We start from the raw sequence: 19,094 nt of genomic DNA, 5'->3' as shown, positions 1-19,094 counted from the left end.
ATGACAATTTATTAGATCACATTAAGGTACAATACCAACCATGTACATCATTAACCACTAATCGCTCAGAATTTAAAAATTGTAAAAATTATTAAAAAATAACGCATCATTTATTAAAGCAATTCAAAAAGTATGTACTTTTAGTTTTATAAAGTACATTATTAAGCGTTTAAGTAAATGAAAGTCAAAATTTTACTCCTGTTAATTAGTTTAGTTGCTTTGCAAAATGTTACACTAAGTCAAAATACTTGCCCGCCAAACATAGATTTTGAGAATGGTGATTTTACAAACTGGGATTGTTTTATTGGCACTACGAGTGTAAATGCAGGAAAAAATGTTATTAAATTAAATCCTTCTGCACCTACTGCTGGCAGGCACGAAATTATATCGTCGCCTACGGCAAAAGATAAATATGGCGGTTTTACTCAATTATGCCCTTATGGTGGTAATTATTCAGTAAAGCTTGGTAACGATGGAACAGGTGCACAAGGCGAAGGCATTTCGTATACGTTTACAGTACCTCTTAATGTTGATACATTCACGTTTACTTATTTCTACGCAGTTGTTTTTGAGAATCCTGGACATCTTATTTACGAGCAACCACGCTTTTTTGTATCGGCCTACGATGTAGTTACTGGTGCTGTTATTAATTGCGCGTCTTTCGATTATGTGTCTACAGGTTCTTTACCTGGCTTCAAAACATCAAGTATCAACTCAGATATTTTGTACAAAGAATGGACGCCTGCATCACTACAATTTGCTGGTTTAAATGGTAAGCAAGTACGGCTAGAATTTAAAACCGCTGATTGCACATTGGGTGGTCATTTTGGCTATGGCTATTTAGATGTAGCAAGTGGTTGTTCAAATATTCTTGCTACTGCGCCTTATTGTATTGAAACAAACGCACTGTTATTAAACGCTCCATACGGTTTTCAAAGTTATACTTGGTACAATAATGACTATAGCTCTATAGTAGGTAACGCACAATCAATTACTATAAGCCCACCACCACCTAATTCTTCAGTATTTCATGTTGATGCTATTCCTTATCCTGGTTATGGTTGTAGAGATACTTTTAACGCAGTAGTAAAACCTTTACCTGTACCAGATACCCCAAATGCTGTAAACGAATACAAATATTGCCAGTACGCTGTAGCCAACCCGCTAACAGCCACACCTGTAAATGGTAACGAATTGCTTTGGTACACAACTGCAACAGGCGGTACACCAAGCACAAAGGCATTTACGCCAGTAACAACTACAGCAGGTACATTTACGTACTATGTGTCGCAAAAAGTATTGTTTGGGTGCGAGAGTTTTAGGAAAAAAATTACCGTCACCATATTACCTACACCAACATCAAACTATACTGTAAATACACTGCGGCAATGCCAAAATAATAATGAATATATTTTTACAAGCAATGTAAGTAATAAGTATAAATCACAGTATTTGTGGGATTTTGGTGACGGCAATACCCTCACTACTTTTTCTGATACTTTAGTAAAACATGTGTACACTATTTCTGGCACATTAAAGGTAAATTTGAAAGTAATTAACGATAGTACATGTATTGCAGAAAAGCCAACTTTTATAACACTTGTACCTAAGCCAATTGTAAACTTTACATATCCACCAATTATCTGCCAAAATCAAACATTATTATCACTAACTGACAAGTCAAGCGTGACTAATAATATTGCCATAATAAATAAATGGTGGTGGAATATTGATGGACGTATTACACAAGTACAAACACCAACGCCTTTTATACCAGCTAATGGCGGTATTGTAAATACAAAGCTTGTAGTAACCACACAAGAAGGTTGTATCTCAGATACAATGACTGCTTTAATAGATATTAAACATCAACCTGTAGCTGCTTACAATTATGGCACGATAATACCTTTATGTGAAAATGAAACTATCAAATTCACCAACACATCTACCATACCAAATGGCGGCTTAACAGAATCGCAAGCAAAATGGTATTGGAATTTTGATAACACCACTTATTTGTCAGCAGAACATCCAGCAATTAATTTACCAGCAGGTACACATAGTGGCAAGCTAATTACAGAAAGCAACTATGGCTGTAAAAGCAAAGAAATTGATAGCACTTTTATCGTTAATCCAAAACCACATATTGTACTTGACATCAACGATTCTTGTGTGTACAGATACATTAACTATAAAGCGGTAGACTTAACAGGTAATGTGGCTGACTGGTTTTGGGATTTTGGTAATGGCTTGTTTAATGGCGGTAAATTATTTTCAAAAATTTATTACCAAGCAGGCAATCATCCACTCACATTATTGGGCAGAAGTAAATATGGTTGTAAGGATACCATTATAAGGCCGTTTCAAATTTATGAGAACAAAGCTTCTGCGGGTAGAGATACCATTGTAGCCAAAGGCGAGCCTGTACACTTAAACGCACATGGTGATCCAGGGCAAATATATATATGGTCACCGCCTACAGGTTTAGATAGTACCAACATAGAAACACCAACCGCAACGCTAGATGTAGAGCAACTTTATAGCTTGCATTCAGTTACAAAAGAAGGCTGCGATAACAATACTAAAATTTTAATTAAGCGCTACAAAGGCCCAGACTTATACATTGCTTCTGGCTTTACACCCAATAAAGATGGCTTAAATGATGTACTTAAAGTGTTTCCTGTTGGCTTTAAAACCTTTCATTATTTTGCTGTGTATAATAGATGGGGCGAACTTTTGTTCTATACCAATGACTATACAAAAGGATGGGATGGCACATACAAAGGCAAGCCGGCAGAACCGGGTGTATATGTAGTTTATGCTGAAGCCATTGACTATAAAAATCAACTATTGACCAAACGAGATACAGTTACTCTATTACGATAATTGTTGTTGGTAAAAGTCTTTGATAGCATTTGCAACAAAATCAATTTGGGTAGTTGTAAGCTCTGGATAAATAGGCAAAGACAAAATTTGATGCTGACAAGCACTACTAACAGGTATATCTTTTGCTTGATAATGCAGATGTTTGTAGGCTGGTAATAATGGTAAAGGTGTTGGATAGTGAATAGCTGTTTCAACACCTTTTTCTTTTAAAAAAGCAGCTAGCGCATCTCTTTGCTCGCAGCGAATAACATAGAGATGAAACGTGTGTTTGGTATTTGGTCTTATCACCGGCAGTACAATTTCTTTTATACCAGCAAGTGCCTTTGAATAGTAAGTTGCATGATTAATTCGTTGCTGTGTCCATTGTTGTAGATAAGGTAGTTTAGCTAACAAAATAGCTGCTTGTAAGCCATCCATTCTTGAGTTAATGCCTTCTATTTGGTGTTGATGTTTTACTAAAGCACCATGCCTTGCATACATCCTGCATTTTTCGGCAATGGCATCATCATCAGTAAGTATACAGCCGGCATCACCATAAGCACCTAAATTTTTTCCTGGATAAAAACTAAACGCAGTGGCGTTACCAAATGTACCTGCAAGCTGACCATTAAATGAAGATAAATGTGACTGCGCACAATCTTCGATGACTGATAAACCATACTTATCAGCTAAGGCTTTTATGACTTGCATATTACACATTTGCCCATGTAAATGAACAGGCAAAATAGCTTTTGTTTTCGTAGTAATTTTTGCTTCTATTATTGCTTCATTAATAGAATAATAATCAGCATCACAATCAATAAAAACAGGTGTAGCACCCGTTTGAGAAATCGTTTCGCTGCTGCTTATCCAACTATTAGCCACGGTAATTACGTCGTCACCTTTGCCAATACCAAGCATTTTCATAATAATATACAAAGCGTCTGTACCATTTGCGCAGCTAATACAATGCTTTACATCATGCAGCTTTGCGAAAGTTTGTTCAAATTGCTGCACATACTTACCACCTATAAACCCAGTATCTGCAATTACAGAAGCAATTGCTTTATCTATATCATGCTGAATAGATAGGTACTGTGCTTTTAAATCTACAAAAGGGATATGCATATAGTCAATAGTCAATAGTCAATAGTCAATAGTCAATAGTCAATAGTAGGTGAGAGAAATGCAATTAAATATGCTGCAAACACTCAAAATTTATATCGCTCTTAAAAACTTGGCTGGATTACCTGCGTAAATACCTGGCTTTGTGATATTCTTTGTTACCACAGCACCTGCACCTATCACAACATTATCGCAAATAGATACTGGTAAAATAGTAGCATTGCTGCCTATTGATACGTTATCACCAATGGTTGTAGCTTTCCACAAAGTCTTATCGCCACTTGCAGGACCACCATTTGAAAAAAGATCATTTACAAACATTACACCATGGCCAATGAAGCAATTGTTTCCTATGGTTACTAGCTCACAAATAAAACTGTGCGACTGAATCCTACAATTGCCACCAATAACTACTTGTTTTTGAATTTCTACAAAAGGGCCTACAAAGGAGTTATTGCCAATATTACAGCCATATAAATTAACAGGCTGCACCACAGTTACATTTTCACCAAACACCACATCTTTAATAGCAACTGTTAATTCTTTAAAAGGCATACACTAAGCTTTATTGGTAAATGTAGCTGCTTTGTAAATCTTATCAATAATCTCAACCGTTTTCATAGCATCAAATGCGGTAGTGTACATAACTGCACCATTTTGCAATACATCAACCACATTTTCATACACTTTGTCATGGTTACTCATGCTGCCTTCGTAAGTGCCATAGCTATTGGCTACATTACCTTTTGGCAAATTGTCTATTGAGAAATCTTGGATGTTTTGATACTCTAACTCATTTAAGTATTGACCACCGATTTTCACAGTACCTTTCTCTGCAAAAATGGCCAGCGAGCCTTCCATATTTTTCTGATAACTATTAACTGTGTAATTAATAGTTCCAATAGCACCATTGTCAAATTCAAGCGCAATTACGCCCGTATCTTCAAAGTCAATAACGCCTTTGTGTGCTAAGTTTTTTGTGATTACTTGCACTTGCTTTACATCACCAATCATCCAATACAACAAATCAATAAAATGGCTGAATTGGGTAAATAATGTACCACCATCTAGCGCCATTGTACCTTTCCAAGAATTTTGGTAATAATCAGCGTTCCTGTTCCAAAAGCAGCTAAGTTGTATGCTATAAATCTTACCTAGTTTATTATTGTCTATTGCTTGTTTTACCGCTACAACAGGAGGATTGTATCTGTTTTGTTTAATAGCAAATAAATGTTTGCCAGCTTGCTTTGCAGCAGTAATCATAGCTTCACAATCTGCAACTGTTATAGCCATTGGCTTTTCTACCAAAGCATGATAACCTGCTTGTAATACATGAATAGCATGCATTGCATGTAGGCCATTAGGTGTGCAAATAGCCACCACATCTATTGCTGTTTCGCTAGAAAGTAGTAACGAAATATCTGTGTAATAATTAACGCTATAGGTTTCTGCTAGTACTTTAGCTTTCGATTCAACACTATCGCAAACTGCTACCAAGTTGCCAAAATGTACAATTTGCTTTGCATGACGCTCAGCAATTCTACCGCAGCCAATAATAGCAAAGTTAATTTTAGTCATGAGGGTATAAAACTAGGGCAAGCATCTGATACTTAAAAATACATGCAGTATTAAGGCGCAATCTCGTCTAAAATCATATCAATAAACTCTCTCACAGCGCCATCACCACCATTTTTTTGCAATTGAATAATGCCTTCTATAGCTTTTACTTTTTTTGTAGCATTTGCTGGGCAAGCTGCCACACCCACAGCTTTCAACAATTCAATACAGTTAACATCATCACCAATATAAGCCACTTCTTTTATTGTGATGCCTTCTTTCTTGCAAATGTCTAAAGCAGATTCTAATTTGCCCCCAAAGCCTTTGCCTTGATACAAGTAGTCCATTTTAAGCTTAGCAGCTCTACGTTCTACCATTTTGGTATTTTCTGTAGTTACAATACCTATTTTAATACCAGCTTTTTGAATCAAATTAAAACCCATACCATCATGGGTATTAAACTTCTTAAACTCATCACCGCTTTCTGTATAATACATACCAGTATCTGTCATTACACCATCTACATCACTCAAAAAAACCTTTATATTGTTAAACATTTCTGTTATGCTATTATACAATTATCAATCAATATTTTCTTATACAGCTATTAAAGCCGCCGCAGGGAATTCAACAACCATTACTTGACCTAAAGTTCTTAACTGAACATATACTTTACGCTTACCTGTACGCAATACTGTGCCTTCTTGGTCTTGAAACACACCATTATTTACACGTACTTTTGTATCTTGCTTAAAGCTATTGGCATCTATAATACTCACATTGGCACCAGTTTCATCGAGGTAGCGCTTAATTACTTCAATTTCTTCATTTCTTATTACGGCTGGTTTACCTAAGTAGTACACAAAATTTAATACCCCGTCTGTCATTGCAACCTTTGTTCGCTCTGTAGCATAATTAATGTTTACAAACACGTAAGATTTAAAAAGCGGCTCATCAATAATTTTTTTTCTATCACTCCATTGTTTTTGCACCTTTTGTATAGGGCACCACACGTCAATTTCTTTTTTTAATAACGCTGTATTTACTTTTTTTTCCCAGCGCGGTTTGGTATAAATAACAAACCATTTTTTCTCTTCTTGGGGTACGCTTTCAATTATTGTATCTGTTGGTTCCATAGTACCGTTTTTTAAAAATTCACAATCGGTAATAATCTTTCCAAGAGTAGGGGTATTCTATTGGACTGGCAATTTAAGGTAGTTTCTGCTTTAAAAAATTAAAAAAACAACGAGAAAGGGGGTATATTTTACCAACTAAGGCGATTTAATTCACAAAAAAGGCATTCATTGGAATGAATGCCTTTTTAACACAGTATAAAAATTATTACTTAGTGGTAACTACTGGGTTTTGAGCCGCAATCATATTACTTACAATCTTAACCGTTTCGTCAATATACAAGTCAGTTTTAATTCTCTTTAACCAATCTTGATACACATCTTGCTTGGTTTTGTATGGATTATTGTAAAACTTATCGTAATCTGGTTTAAGCACTGCAATATCTAATGAATCTTTTAGTTTGATTAAGTTATTAATTTGAGTAGAAGTTGCACGTAATTGCTTTTGAGCAGCTTTGTATTTGTCTATTTGCAAATTAATTGGCGCATCGTTGTTTTTTGCTAATTGCTCAACACTTGTTTTAATTAGATTAAAAGTCGTATCAAATTTTAGCTTTTGTTTCTCAGCATCAATTACACTAGAAAAACCTGTGTAAGATTGGATTGGTGCTTTGCTAATTTCATCCCAAGGCAAAGCAGATTTATTTTCTTTCTCTCTGTACTTAGACAACTCATATATGTCTGGTAATACAATATCAGATTCAACACCTTTCAATTGTGTAGATCCACCATTTACACGGTAGAATTTCTGGAAAGTCAATTTAACTGAACCAAATTCTGTACGGTCTGAGAAATAGTCTAGTCTTTTTCCCAATGGTACGCTACGTTGCACAGTGCCTTTACCATAAGTAGACGTGCTGCCTACAATCACACCACGTTTATAATCTTGTATTGCTGCCGCAAATATTTCGCTTGCGCTTGCACTAAATTCATTTACCATTACTGCTAAAGGGCCATCGTACAATACACTTTGATCTCTGTCATCCATTACCATGCTTTTGCCATCTCTATCTCTTACTTGCACCACAGGACCTTGTTTTATAAACAAGCCTACCATTTGTATTACTTCGTATAAAGAACCACCACCGTTGTTGCGCAAGTCAATAACAATACCGTCTACTTTTTCATCTTTCAGTTTTACAACTTCTTTTGCTACATCTACACTACTTCTTGCACCTTTAGGATCTTCAAAATTTGCATAGAAATCAGGTAGCATGATGTACCCAATTTTTTTATCGCCATTTTTAACTACCACACTACGTGCAAAGCCTTCGTCTTGTACAATTTCATCCCTTAAAATAGCGACTGTTTTATAAGTACCATCAGCTTTTTTAAGAGTTAGTTTTACTTCTGTGCCTTTATTGCCGCGAATCAATTTTACTGCATCGGTTACTTCATAACCAGAAATATCTACCATCTCATCTTTACCACCTTGACCTACTTTTACAATCACATCATTCACCACTATTTCACCGCTTTTAAATGCAGGACCACCTGGTACTAAACTCATAATTTTAATGCTGCCATCTTGCTGTTCTTGCAATTGCGCACCAATACCGTAAAAACGACCGCTCATCTGCTCGTCAAAAGCACGCTTTTCTACTGGTGCAAAATAATCTGAGTGAGGATCCATTGCATTTGTAATCACATTGATGTAGGCATTAAAACGCTCGTCTTCTGTAAACTTCACTTTTATGCGGTTATAAGTTCTATCCAAAGCTCTTAAAACACTACTTCTTGCTTCAACTTCAAGCTGAGCATCTGTTTTACTAATAATACTATCAACTTTACTTTTACTTCTGTCTTCTTGTAAGTTTGTAAAACGCTCAAGTGTTAGTAATTTTAAGCGTTTACGCCATCTATCTTTACGCTCTGCATCGTTATTAGCATAAGCTAATTTCTCAGGGTCAGTAACCAAAGTTTCATCTACTTTAAAGTCAAATGGCTTACTTAAAATGTTTTTGTAAATGCCAATTATCTCAGCAGTTCTCTTATCGTAAATTGCATTAATAGCTGGCACAAACTTCAAATCAGAAGAGGCTTTTATTTCATCGTCAATATTGTTCTCATACTTTTTTAAGGCATCAATATCTGATTTTAAAAACAAGCTTTTATCACCATCTAATTCTTCAATAAATTTCTTAAATACCTCTTTGGAAAAAGCATCATTTAAAGGTTTTGGGCTGTAGTGTTGCTCTTGTAACAACTGACCAATAGCAGCTAACAACTTTTGTTTCTGTGTGGTAGGTACAGGATTTGGATTTACACCTCTAAATGCAAAAAAAGCTCCCGCAAACGCTAGTACTATAAAAAGCACCCAACCTTTTTTCTGTATCATAAACGCAACTATTTTATTCATAACAATACATCAAATATAAACCAATAACGGTTTAGGTAATTGATAAAGAAACGCTAAGATATAGCAATGGCAAATACCTAGTATTTATTGCCATTTTTAGGTGATAAATAAAACTCTACTGTTCAACAAAGCCAATCATCAACTACTTTCGCCATTACTAAAACAATGAGGTATGGATGTAAAAATAGAAGCTAGCTGGAAAGAGATGCTAAAATCTGAGTTTACCAAACCGTATTTTTTGCACGTAGCTACGCATTTAAAAACCGAGAAATTAACAGGTGCTACCATTTTCCCACCGGGACAAATGATTTTTAATGCATTTACCCAAACACCATTTGACGAAGTAAAAGTGGTAATACTTGGGCAAGATCCTTATCACAACCCAGGTCAGGCTATGGGCTTAAGCTTTAGCGTTCCAGATGGTGTGCCACCGCCACCATCATTGGTAAACATTTACAAAGAATTGTATGCAGATATTGGTATGCCTATACCTAAAACTGGCAATCTTACACATTGGGCAAAGCAAGGTGTTCTATTGCTAAATGCAATACTTACTGTAAGAGCAAATGAGCCTGCAAGTCACTCAAAAATTGGCTGGATGCACTTTACAGACGCAGTGATTAAAAAAATATCTGACGAAAAAACGAATGTCGTATTTGTTTTATGGGGCAAATTTGCACAGGACAAACAAGTGCTTATTGATGCTACCAAACACCATATTCTTAAAGCTGCGCATCCATCGCCTTTAAGTGCACACAATGGTTTTTTTGGTTGCAAGCATTTTAGCAGAATCAATCAACTATTAATGAAAGATGGCTTAGACCCAATAGATTGGAATTTGAGCCCTTCAACTACTAACTAAATATTATTTTATGTCTGCAAAAAAGGACAATATTTTCATTGCAATTTTTGCCCGCATTTGGGCTTTTTGGGGGCTTTTAAGCTTTACACTTACGTTCTTAATTATTGTGATTCCTGCATTGGCTACCCAACTTATTCCTAATCCAAAAGGCATGTATTGGTTTATAAAAGTATCGCAGTTTTGGACGGGTACTTGGCTGTACATGATTGGCTGCCCAATGAAGGTTGTAGGCAAACAAAACTTTAAAAAAGGTAGCACATATATCATTACATACAACCACAATGCCTTGCTAGATGTACCATTGTCAGCACCTTTTGTACCCGGTGCTAATCAAACCATTGCTAAAGATAGCTTCGCCAAAGTGCCTATTTTCGGTTGGTTTTATGCACGTGGTTCTGTTTTGGTAAATAGAAAAAGCCTTGCAAGCAGAAAGAAAAGTTACGACTTAATGAAAGCTGCTTTGCAACAAACCTTTCACATGTGTATTTATCCAGAAGGCTCTAGAAATAAGACCAACAAGCCATTAGCGCCATTTCATGATGGGGCTTTTAAATTAGCCGTTGATACGCAAAATGCCATCATGCCTTCACTTATTTTTGGTACAAGAGAGGCAATGCCAATTCACAAACCATTTTATTTATTACCAAAAAAATTAGAAATACATTTTCTACCGCCTATAGCCGCAGGCAACGATGCAGAAGCTTTAAAGCAACAAGTATTCGAAACCATGTGGAATTACTACGAAAGTAGAGCTTAGATAATTTACCACATAGGCATATAGACACATAAGAAAATAGCTAGAAGAACTATGCGTCTTTGTGTCTATGTGGTGAAAAAACACTACAACTTAGGCACGTGAATGAGATATTTTTCCTGAAAATAATCCTCGTTAAAAATATCGTAGATAGGTAGCATTTTAGGCCTTGTTAAGCTTTCAGATATTTCTTGGTGCAAATCGCCACCTTTTAAGCAGATTAAGCCATTAGGCAATTCTGCAGTATGGCCTTTACGAACCAACGGGCTTGCCCATTGCCACAATTCTTTTAAAGGTGCTACTGCCCTACTTACTGCAAAATGAAATTTGCGTCCTTTAATATCTTCTGCCCTTGTGTGTTGTGTGGTAATATTGGTAATGCCAGCAGCTTCACAAACCCCTTCAACCACCTTTAGCTTTTTACCAATGCTATCTACTAAATGAAATTTTACTTGTGGAAAAAAGATGGCTAATGGTACACCAGGAAAACCACCACCGCAACCAATATCTATAATTTCCATACCTTCTTTAAAATCTGCTACCGCAGCTATGGTAAGACTATGCAAAACATGGTGTAAGTAAATGCTATCAATATCTTTACGAGATACCACATTTATCTTCTCATTCCACTCTTTATACAAGCCTTCTAAAGCCTGAAACTGCTCTATTTGTTGTGGTGTAAAGTCTGCGAAATATTTTAAAATTGTTTCCATTACCGAGATTAAAGTGATTTAAATGATGTGCTTTGATTAATTAGTTTGATTTGATGATAACGAATCATGGAAAATCGCATGAATCATAATTAATCAGCGGTTACTAATTCCATTTCTGTTTAGGTTTCTTCCACAATGCAGGCACGGTAATTAAGAAGTAAAAGAACATCCAAATATCGAACAAAATAAAGAATGGCCACAAGTCATGTTCATTCAGCTTCTTCATGGTTTTATGTAGAATAATTGCTTGAATAATCAAGCGCAAACCCAATACAGATAAGGCTAACCACCAAGTATGCATTACTACGCTTGCTGCAAATAATGGATAAAACAAAGCCAATGTAAGCGAATAAAGACCTAATAAGAACTTATGAATAGGCTTATAATATTTAGAAGTAGTATAGTGGCGATATTTTTGGCGCATCCAATCGTTCCAAGTTTTTTTGGCTTCGCTTAATGTGTGCGATGCAGGGTCAATCATAATAGCTGTATTATGCTTATTGGCCACTTTGTTAATGAACAAATCATCATCACCACTTGGTATCATATTCATAGATGAGAAGCCTTTATTACGCATAAATACCTCTCTTTTATAACTCAAATTTCTACCCACACCCATATATGGTATACCTGCCAAAGCATAAGAAAAATATTGCAACGCACTATGAAAGGTTTCAAAACGAATCAACTTGTTTAGCAATCCGGGCTTTTTATGATAAGCACCATAGCCAAGCACTACTTCTGTATTCTCGTGGTAAGCTTGCTGTACATGGTCTACCCAAAATTCTGAGGCAGGTACACAGTCAGCATCAGTCAAAATCAAGGTTTCGTATTTAGCACTTTTAATACCCATTGATAAAGGAAATTTCTTACCCATTATCAATTTAGCTTCTTGTGTCAGTTCAATATTCACCAAGTTTTTGAAAGATTTTTTATACTCATCTATTACATACTTAGTTTCATCGGTTGAATTATCATTTACTACAATAATCTCATGGGTTGTTTTATAATCTTGCACCAGAATACCAGGTAAGTTTTTTGCTAAATTATCAGCTTCGTCTCTTGCACAAATAATAACCGATACAGGTTGAGAAATATTTACCGCTTTTAAAGGCGGTTCGTAAACAGCCAATCGTCTAAAGAAAAATAAATAATAGAAAATCTGCACAGCAGCCACAACACAGAACACGATAAATACAATCTGTCCTATTAAAGAAAAATACTCACTCATGCTGCAAATGTAACATATCGTGTATGCGCTTAGCCTTGCTTTGTGTGTATGTGGAAAAAAGGGAAGCAATTGGTTGCAAGTTGCAGGTTGCAAGTTGTTAGATGCTTGTTACTGTTTATTGGTATTTGCTACTTCAATATTGTTTCTTGATTCTTGAAACTTGCATCTTGTGCCTTGTTCCTTTACTTTTGCCCGATGGCATCACTTGAATTTAAACTAGAACATACCGATAGCAATAGCAAAGCAAGGGCTGGCACTATCACTACTGACCACGGCGAGATTAAAACGCCCATTTTTATGCCTGTTGGTACTGTTGGTAGCGTAAAAGCAGTAAACCAACAGCAGCTTAAAAACGATGTAAACGCACAAATCATACTAGGCAATACTTACCACCTATACTTACGCCCAGGTACTGAGGTACTTGAAACTGCTGGCGGTTTGCACCAATTTAATGGCTGGCATAAACCTATATTAACAGACAGTGGTGGCTACCAAGTTTTCTCGCTGGCAGCAAATAGAAAAATCACTGAAGAAGGTGTATTGTTTCAAAGCCATATTGATGGCAGCAAACATTTATTTACACCAGAAAAAGTAATGGATATAGAGCGTAGCATTGGTGCAGATATTATTATGGCGTTTGACGAATGCCCACCCTATCCTAGTGATTATACCTATGCTAGAAAAAGTATGGAATTAACGCACCGTTGGCTTGACAGATGTTTCAACCGCATTAACGAAACGCCTGATAAATATGGCTATACGCAAAATTTATTCCCTATTGTGCAAGGTAGTACTTACAAAGATTTACGTACTGCTTCTAGCGAATATATTGCTAGTAAAAATGCAGTAGGCAATGCTATTGGCGGCTTAAGCGTAGGCGAAAGCGAAGAAATGATGTACGAGTTTTCAGCTTTGTGTTGCGATATTTTGCCTGCCGATAAACCACGTTACTTAATGGGTGTAGGTACGCCTTGGAATATTTTAGAAAACATAGCGTTGGGTGTAGACATGTTTGACTGTGTAATGCCTACACGCAATGGTAGAAATGGTATGCTGTTTACGTCTAAAGGCATCATCAACATTAGAAACAAAAAATGGGCAACAGATTTTAGCCCTATAGATACTGGCTTTACCTGCGAAACAAGCAATTATTATTCTAAAGCTTATTTACGCCACTTATTTTTAGCAGGCGAAATTTTAGCCTTACAATTAGCGAGCATTCACAACTTAGCTTTCTATTTATGGCTTGTGGGCGAAGCAAGACAACACATCATTAACAACACTTTTAATAGTTGGAAAAACGAGATGATAGAAACCTTAAAAACAAGGTTGTAAATATTGCTAGAATGCTTTAACGGCGGGCTTCTTTGTGGATAAGCAAAGAAGCCCGTTTTTATTTATTCACGATACCAACAAATGGCACTTTCAGATGAAAAGACCTGCTATTTTTACAACACTTACTGATCCGTTACCTCTTAAGAACCGTAATTCGTACATCCTTCTATAAGGATGTTTTTTTTGCCCTTTATTTCATGAATTACACGAATTTGCGCAACACAACCATTGACCATTGACCATTTCATTTTTCACATTTCACTTACGCCACACCAATTATCTTTGCCGTCACTCATTCAACAATGAAGAAACTAGACTGGTACATACTTAAAAACTTTTTAACCACTTTCTTTTTTGCCATCTTCTTATTCACAGTAATTGCTGTAGTGGTAGATGTGAGCGAAAAAACTGATGACTTTGTAAAATCAAAGCTTGGTTTTTTTCGTATTATAACGCTATACTACTACGGGTTTGTACCACACATCATTGCACTATTATTTCCGCTGTTTGTATTTATTGCAGTTATATTTTTCACATCTAAAATGGCAGGCCGTAGCGAGGTAATAGCCATCCTTGCAAGTGGTACTAGTTTTGCCCGCTTTTTACGCCCTTATTGGGTAGGCGGTATTTTGTTAGCAAGCATCTTATTTTTTGCCAACAGATTTGTAATACCTAAAGCCAATCAAATTAGAGGCAGCTTTGAAGCGAGATACATAGATAATAACAACTCTTACAATGCGCTAGTACGTGATCAAAACAGCAATTTATATATCCGTGTAGATAGCTTTTCGTTTGCAGGCATCAATAACTACGATACTTTAAACAAACGTGGTGGGCCATTTTTCATGCACCGCATTATTAGCAATAAACTCACCATTAATACTCGTGCTGATAACTTACATTGGGATACTGCAAGTAGAAAATGGATACTTGAAAACATTATAGAACGTAGGCTGAATACACTTGGCGAATCGGTAGTGATGGAACCAAAACGTGTGGTGAACTTTAACTTTAAGCCTCTCGATTTAAGCCGAGATAAATACACCAAAGACAAGCTTACCTCAAACGACTTAAGCACCTTCATTAAGCTAGAAGAACTGCGTGGTGCAGAAAACTTAAACGAACTAAAAATAGAATTGTACAGACGTGATGCCACTTGCATTACAGTGCTACTACTTACTTTAATTGGCGCTGTAGTAGCAGGCCGCAAAGTACGTGGTGGTAGTGGCGGTCACTTAGCGTTAGGCTTTATTATAGCAGCATTGTTTATAGTGGTTGGACAGTTTTCTACCGTGTTTTCTACCAAAGGCAACCTGCCGCCAATTATTGCCGCTTGGATACCCAATACCATTTTTATGTTTGTGGCTATTTACTTGTACAAAAAAGCGCCTAAATAGAAAAAATAATAATCAAAAATTAAATCACTTACTACCATCTTTTGTATAGCTTAATAAAACTTTCTTGTTTTTATACTTATTACTGATACTCGTTTGTACATAATCAATCACCGATTTGTCATTGCTAATATTCACACGCAAATAGCCAGAATTATTTAAAATTACCTCACTAGTGTAGCCATATTCTTTAGCAGAATTAACATTGCCATATTGTATATATCCTTGCAAGCTGTCATTAGCCAAAACGCTTATCGTTGCTGTACTTTGCGTAGGTCTACCTATAATTATGTTATACAAATGTTTGGGTACATCAGTATAAAAAATGCCTGACTCTTTTGGCCGATTTGATTCTTTGTTTTGGCGATTGTTACCTTGTGCTGTCGCGTTGATAAATATTGTAAATGCACAGCAAATCAAAAGCAGCAATCTTATCATTATACAGTTAGCTTTTGTTTATTGGTAAATGACCATGCATAGGCTATTGCGCCGTTTTTGCCTTGCAAGTTTTCATCTTTTGGTAATACCGCTTTTATGTACTGCATTTGCACATCTTTGGCTGTTACAATCATTTTTAAGTGACCTGTATTACTTAGTTTATCGCCTGATAAGTAACCGTCTTCATTGTAAGTATTATACCCAGGATCGGCACACATAGGGCACGTAATGTAGGCAATACCATCTAAATCTTGTCTTGCAAATAAGTGGTCGTGGCCTTGTATAAAAGCAGTTACTCTATGCTTCACAAATAACTGATGGATAGGCATTTGCCAAGTGGGTCTATTAGCGGCAAACTCATTTATTCCTTTTCTGTTATTTCCGCCCCATTCAAATTTATCAGCCCATTCTACAGCGCCTCTACAACTACCCATTACATGATGGCCTAGCACAAACTTAAACTTGGCTTTGCTTTGTGACAGCGTGTGTTGTAGCCATTGGTATTGCTCATCACCAATGGTAAATGCCCATTGATCTTTGTGTTTATTACCGCCTTGTTTATTTTTCTCCTTTTCTTCTTGGCGGGCTCTCATGCGCTCTTCTTTACTAAGCCCTTCGTCACGTTTCTGTTCTTGTGCACGCATCTCTTCATCTTCTGCCGATATGTTTGAATACCAAAATACATCTAGTGTTACAAACAAAACATTACCCCATTCAAAGGCATAATAGTTTTGTCGTTTATCCTCTAGTGGATTGTTAGACGTATTGCCACTGTAAAAGTTATTGGGCAAAGGATTGGGCACAAATTTTTTTCTGGCATTAGCACTCCATGTAGCTAGGCAATTATCTGTACCATCGTAGTAAGCTTTGGCTTCAAGTTCGTGGTTACCTAAAATAAAAAAGTAAGGCACATTGGTACAAAGTGTTTCTAAATGTGCTCGCTGTGCAAAGTACAATTGCTCTATATTGTTATAGTTTGGGTTTTGTACTCTAGAGGCTCTAAATTCATCACCCAATGCAAAGTGTAAATCAGGCTGATCCTTGGCAACATTGTTAAGCGTAAGTTGATACAATTGTGGGTCGCAGTGCTTTAACGTACCAAGGTGCGAATCAGCAGTAATGGTAAATACAAAGTCACTTTCTTTAGAGCGCTGCGTATGAAAACTATATACAGTACCCTTGTAAATACGCTTATCGCCGTCACCAACTACACACAGCCTGTAATAGTAGCGTGTATTGGCTAGCAAGCCATCTATTACTACTTCTTTAGGCATATTTTTTAGCAAATTAGTACTAGCTGTTTGGCTAGTTAATTGTGCTGAATTTTTGCCATATTCTACATACACATCCGCGTTATTACTGCTAAAAATATTGAGCGTAATACTTGTATTGGTTGGTCTACCAAGCAGAATATTGACATTGGTATTATTGCCAGTAAAAGCTGCCAGTTTATTAATAGAAGACAAGCCAAATGCTAAGCTAGCAGCCATCGTTTTAGTAATAAAATATCGCCTGTTGTGCATGGGTTACTGTATTAGTTGTAGATGAGTTTGCAAATAATATTACCTGGTATAATTAACTGTAATGCTGCTTGTAGCTAGTGTAACACTTTTACTTGCTTCAAAAAAATCATCGAGTGTTACAGCACTATTGGTAAACTGTAAGCTATCAGATAAAGCATACACAGTAATGATATAGCTTTTAGCACCTGGCCCTTTAGAACATGGTGGTGAGTAGCTTAAATTTTTGTTTTGTGTATTGCTGCCCCACGTACCAATATTTGTTGCGCCTTGCGGCAAATTAGTAGCGCTAGCAGGAATATTATACAACAGCATGTACACTTTTTTACCGCCATCTTTTGGTGTATGGTGCATGGTTATGGCAATGTATTTTGTGCCTTTGGGTATATTTTTCCAAGCTATTGGTGGTGAAATACTGCTACTATCGCAAGTGTAGAGTTTTGGATAATTACCATTGTTTGCAAAAGCACTACTGTAGGCTGTAAATCCATGGTTGGTTGTATCTGTTATGGTGGCTTTACTAAATAATGGTAATAATAGTAAGCAATACAAAAGTTGTCTCATAAGGCGTTCGTATTAGGTTATTTGTTTGGTCTACGTTCGTAGGTATTAGTGGTTACAATACCATTAATATCGGTAAATGTGAAGTTAAAAATATTGCCATCCCAATTATAAACTACCGAACCCTCTTTGCCTTCTAGGGTATAAGTTAGCTTACGGCTATTGGTTGACGTTTGCATAAACCTTGTAATAGCAGCACCTCGCAATGGCCTTAATGGTGGCCTTACTGGTTTTGCAGTAGCTTGTGGACTTACTTGATTTTCTGGTGCAGGTTTGCTATCATCTATGGCTACTTTGCCTTTCATAGCGCCTACAACATAAGGGTAGGTAGTGGTGCCGTGATAGTGATATTGACCATTGTTAAGCGCATGACCATGACAGTCATCTAGTGGCTGCATTGTAGTGCCATCAGGTTCTTTAGCGCCATACACAGCAAAGCCATCTAGCGCAAAAGCAATAGGCAACAAACCAGATGTAGCTTGCAAATGCAATGGTGCTGCATGGTAATGATAATCATCACCCTTGCCACAGTGGCCGCCCCATTGGTCTAGCTCGCCTATGGCATAGGCATCTTCACCACGATTATTTAAGGCATTAAAAATGGGTATGCCATTTACAGCAATGGCTACAGCACCACGCATAAAATTTGTTTTAGTGCTTAAAGGCGTAGCTGCTATTGCTGGTTGTAGTGGTATTGCCCAACTATTTGCGCCCGTATAAGTTTGTGGTAATGGTACTTGCTGCTGCCAGCTAGTAATACCTACCATCATGTTATGATTAGGCAAGCCATTAGATGATACATAGTAATATGTATCGTCGAAGCGAGTTTGTACCGATGGTTTATATGGCTCAAAGGCTGCCTCTAGCAATGCCACAGCAGCTAAGTGATACACTTGTAAGACTTCATCCGAATGAATGGCATTGTATTTTTTACTTTTATACCTTGCTAAAGTTTGGTCTTGTGAGGCTAGTAATGCAATAGGTACAGTAATAAATTGCCCATCTAATTGCTCAAGTACAATGGCATCTTGTTTGGCCATAAAAAAATTACCTTGAAGCGCAGTGCCATTAGCCAATAGCCAAGTATTTAATTGTTGTACTTGGTGATAATGACCACCAATATGTGCTATGGCTTTAGAAGAAAAAATACCGATAATACCCATAGCCAGCCAGGCAATTCGTGCAAATCGTTTCATTTTTTAGGGGGTTAAGCGCTTTTAGGATATACCTTTTTTACAAAGGTTTAA

At 36.7% G+C, this 19,094-nt stretch carries 17 protein-coding genes; 5 read left to right on the top strand and 12 right to left on the bottom strand.

The genetic code is table 11. The features are described 5' to 3' along the window. The first annotated feature begins 177 nt into the window (after positions 1–177). Positions 178–2,886 carry a PKD domain-containing protein gene (locus tag ACT9TX_RS12105; RefSeq protein ID WP_481338557.1) on the top strand — a complete coding sequence of 903 codons (2,709 nt, stop codon included), beginning with the start codon at positions 178–180 and terminating at the stop codon, positions 2,884–2,886. On the opposite strand, the gene ACT9TX_RS12100 is transcribed toward ACT9TX_RS12105, so the two are convergent. The 6 genes from ACT9TX_RS12100 to ACT9TX_RS12075 all read right to left on the bottom strand — a co-directional run bounded on the left by ACT9TX_RS12100 (position 2,878) and on the right by ACT9TX_RS12075 (position 9,018). Continuing rightward, entirely contained in the window at positions 2,878–3,993 is a 1,116-nt protein-coding gene (locus ACT9TX_RS12100; RefSeq protein WP_481338556.1) for a DegT/DnrJ/EryC1/StrS family aminotransferase, read from the bottom strand. The two genes, ACT9TX_RS12105 and ACT9TX_RS12100, sit on opposite strands and share 9 nt — an antisense overlap. 90 nt (positions 3,994–4,083) lie before the next feature. Beyond that, entirely contained in the window at positions 4,084–4,545 is a 462-nt protein-coding gene (locus ACT9TX_RS12095; protein WP_481338555.1) for an acyltransferase, read from the bottom strand. Between the two features lie 3 nt (positions 4,546–4,548). Continuing rightward, positions 4,549–5,568, bottom strand: coding sequence for a Gfo/Idh/MocA family protein (locus ACT9TX_RS12090; RefSeq protein WP_481338554.1), 1,020 nt, complete (start codon positions 5,566–5,568; stop codon positions 4,549–4,551). Positions 5,569–5,618: 50 nt separating this feature from the next. Then, positions 5,619–6,104, bottom strand: coding sequence for a KdsC family phosphatase (locus tag ACT9TX_RS12085; RefSeq protein WP_481338553.1), 486 nt, complete (start codon positions 6,102–6,104; stop codon positions 5,619–5,621). A 39-nt stretch (positions 6,105–6,143) separates the two neighbouring features. After that, positions 6,144–6,683, bottom strand: a complete 540-nt coding sequence (locus ACT9TX_RS12080; RefSeq protein ID WP_481338552.1) for a UpxY family transcription antiterminator — start codon at positions 6,681–6,683, stop codon at positions 6,144–6,146. Positions 6,684–6,888: 205 nt separating this feature from the next. Beyond that, positions 6,889–9,018, bottom strand: a complete 2,130-nt coding sequence (locus ACT9TX_RS12075) for a carboxy terminal-processing peptidase (RefSeq protein WP_481338551.1) — start codon at positions 9,016–9,018, stop codon at positions 6,889–6,891. A 193-nt stretch (positions 9,019–9,211) separates the two neighbouring features. On the opposite strand from ACT9TX_RS12075, the gene ung reads away from it, so the two are divergent. Both ung and ACT9TX_RS12065 read left to right on the top strand, forming a co-directional pair. Next, the gene (gene ung / locus ACT9TX_RS12070; RefSeq protein ID WP_481338550.1) at positions 9,212–9,901 is read left to right on the top strand and encodes a uracil-DNA glycosylase; all 690 of its coding nucleotides are present in this window, start codon (positions 9,212–9,214) and stop codon (positions 9,899–9,901) included. Positions 9,902–9,911: 10 nt separating this feature from the next. Continuing rightward, a complete protein-coding gene (locus ACT9TX_RS12065; protein ID WP_481338549.1) occupies positions 9,912–10,658 on the top strand; it encodes a lysophospholipid acyltransferase family protein in 747 nt (248 codons plus the stop codon). 83 nt (positions 10,659–10,741) lie between these two features. Here the strand turns inward: ACT9TX_RS12065 and rsmG are convergent, their stop codons facing one another. Then, the gene (gene rsmG, locus ACT9TX_RS12060; RefSeq protein ID WP_481338548.1) at positions 10,742–11,368 is read right to left on the bottom strand and encodes a 16S rRNA (guanine(527)-N(7))-methyltransferase RsmG; all 627 of its coding nucleotides are present in this window, start codon (positions 11,366–11,368) and stop codon (positions 10,742–10,744) included. Positions 11,369–11,471: 103 nt separating this feature from the next. Further along, positions 11,472–12,599, bottom strand: coding sequence for a glycosyltransferase (locus tag ACT9TX_RS12055; RefSeq protein ID WP_481338547.1), 1,128 nt, complete (start codon positions 12,597–12,599; stop codon positions 11,472–11,474). A 195-nt stretch (positions 12,600–12,794) separates the two neighbouring features. Between ACT9TX_RS12055 and tgt the strand changes: the two genes are divergently transcribed. Both tgt and ACT9TX_RS12045 read left to right on the top strand, forming a co-directional pair. Beyond that, positions 12,795–13,934 (top strand): tRNA guanosine(34) transglycosylase Tgt, encoded by a 1,140-nt coding sequence (gene tgt / locus ACT9TX_RS12050; RefSeq protein WP_481338546.1) that lies wholly within the window; start codon positions 12,795–12,797, stop codon positions 13,932–13,934. 302 nt (positions 13,935–14,236) lie between these two features. Further along, positions 14,237–15,331 carry an LptF/LptG family permease gene (locus ACT9TX_RS12045; protein ID WP_481338545.1) on the top strand — a complete coding sequence of 365 codons (1,095 nt, stop codon included), beginning with the start codon at positions 14,237–14,239 and terminating at the stop codon, positions 15,329–15,331. 24 nt (positions 15,332–15,355) lie between these two features. Here ACT9TX_RS12045 and ACT9TX_RS12040 read toward each other — a convergent pair whose 3' ends face one another. The 4 genes from ACT9TX_RS12040 to ACT9TX_RS12025 form a co-directional block, all read right to left on the bottom strand. Next, the gene (locus ACT9TX_RS12040) at positions 15,356–15,628 is read right to left on the bottom strand and encodes a hypothetical protein (RefSeq protein ID WP_481338544.1); all 273 of its coding nucleotides are present in this window, start codon (positions 15,626–15,628) and stop codon (positions 15,356–15,358) included. 137 nt (positions 15,629–15,765) lie between these two features. Next, on the bottom strand, positions 15,766–17,289 hold the full coding sequence (locus tag ACT9TX_RS12035) for a purple acid phosphatase family protein (RefSeq protein ID WP_481338543.1): 1,524 nt from the start codon (positions 17,287–17,289) through the stop codon (positions 15,766–15,768). Between the two features lie 39 nt (positions 17,290–17,328). After that, positions 17,329–17,850: a YbhB/YbcL family Raf kinase inhibitor-like protein gene (locus tag ACT9TX_RS12030; protein WP_481338542.1), complete on the bottom strand. Its 522-nt coding sequence runs from the start codon at positions 17,848–17,850 to the stop codon at positions 17,329–17,331. A gap of 17 nt (positions 17,851–17,867) precedes the next feature. Next, positions 17,868–19,043, bottom strand: coding sequence for a YHYH protein (locus tag ACT9TX_RS12025; protein WP_481338541.1), 1,176 nt, complete (start codon positions 19,041–19,043; stop codon positions 17,868–17,870). Between the last annotated feature and the right edge of the window lie 51 nt (positions 19,044–19,094).

It is taken from the genome of Parasediminibacterium sp. HNIBRBA5674, from assembly GCF_056745525.1.
The sequence above is the reverse complement of the archived record's forward strand: the minus strand, read 5'-3'. Positions and strand labels throughout refer to the sequence as shown.

What these genes read in the sequence shown, in the direction of transcription:
- ACT9TX_RS12105 (WP_481338557.1), top strand. Translation starts at nt 178, where the DNA reads ATGAAAGTCAAAATTTTACTCCTGTTAATTAGTTTAGTTGCTTTGCAA.
- ACT9TX_RS12100 (WP_481338556.1), bottom strand. Translation starts at nt 3,993, where the DNA reads ATGCATATCCCTTTTGTAGATTTAAAAGCACAGTACCTATCTATTCAG.
- ACT9TX_RS12095 (WP_481338555.1), bottom strand. Translation starts at nt 4,545, where the DNA reads ATGCCTTTTAAAGAATTAACAGTTGCTATTAAAGATGTGGTGTTTGGT.
- ACT9TX_RS12090 (WP_481338554.1), bottom strand. Translation starts at nt 5,568, where the DNA reads ATGACTAAAATTAACTTTGCTATTATTGGCTGCGGTAGAATTGCTGAG.
- ACT9TX_RS12085 (WP_481338553.1), bottom strand. Translation starts at nt 6,104, where the DNA reads ATGTTTAACAATATAAAGGTTTTTTTGAGTGATGTAGATGGTGTAATG.
- ACT9TX_RS12080 (WP_481338552.1), bottom strand. Translation starts at nt 6,683, where the DNA reads ATGGAACCAACAGATACAATAATTGAAAGCGTACCCCAAGAAGAGAAA.
- ACT9TX_RS12075 (WP_481338551.1), bottom strand. Translation starts at nt 9,018, where the DNA reads ATGATACAGAAAAAAGGTTGGGTGCTTTTTATAGTACTAGCGTTTGCG.
- ung (WP_481338550.1), top strand. Translation starts at nt 9,212, where the DNA reads ATGGATGTAAAAATAGAAGCTAGCTGGAAAGAGATGCTAAAATCTGAG.
- ACT9TX_RS12065 (WP_481338549.1), top strand. Translation starts at nt 9,912, where the DNA reads ATGTCTGCAAAAAAGGACAATATTTTCATTGCAATTTTTGCCCGCATT.
- rsmG (WP_481338548.1), bottom strand. Translation starts at nt 11,368, where the DNA reads ATGGAAACAATTTTAAAATATTTCGCAGACTTTACACCACAACAAATA.
- ACT9TX_RS12055 (WP_481338547.1), bottom strand. Translation starts at nt 12,599, where the DNA reads ATGAGTGAGTATTTTTCTTTAATAGGACAGATTGTATTTATCGTGTTC.
- tgt (WP_481338546.1), top strand. Translation starts at nt 12,795, where the DNA reads ATGGCATCACTTGAATTTAAACTAGAACATACCGATAGCAATAGCAAA.
- ACT9TX_RS12045 (WP_481338545.1), top strand. Translation starts at nt 14,237, where the DNA reads ATGAAGAAACTAGACTGGTACATACTTAAAAACTTTTTAACCACTTTC.
- ACT9TX_RS12035 (WP_481338543.1), bottom strand. Translation starts at nt 17,289, where the DNA reads ATGCACAACAGGCGATATTTTATTACTAAAACGATGGCTGCTAGCTTA.
- ACT9TX_RS12030 (WP_481338542.1), bottom strand. Translation starts at nt 17,850, where the DNA reads ATGAGACAACTTTTGTATTGCTTACTATTATTACCATTATTTAGTAAA.
- ACT9TX_RS12025 (WP_481338541.1), bottom strand. Translation starts at nt 19,043, where the DNA reads ATGAAACGATTTGCACGAATTGCCTGGCTGGCTATGGGTATTATCGGT.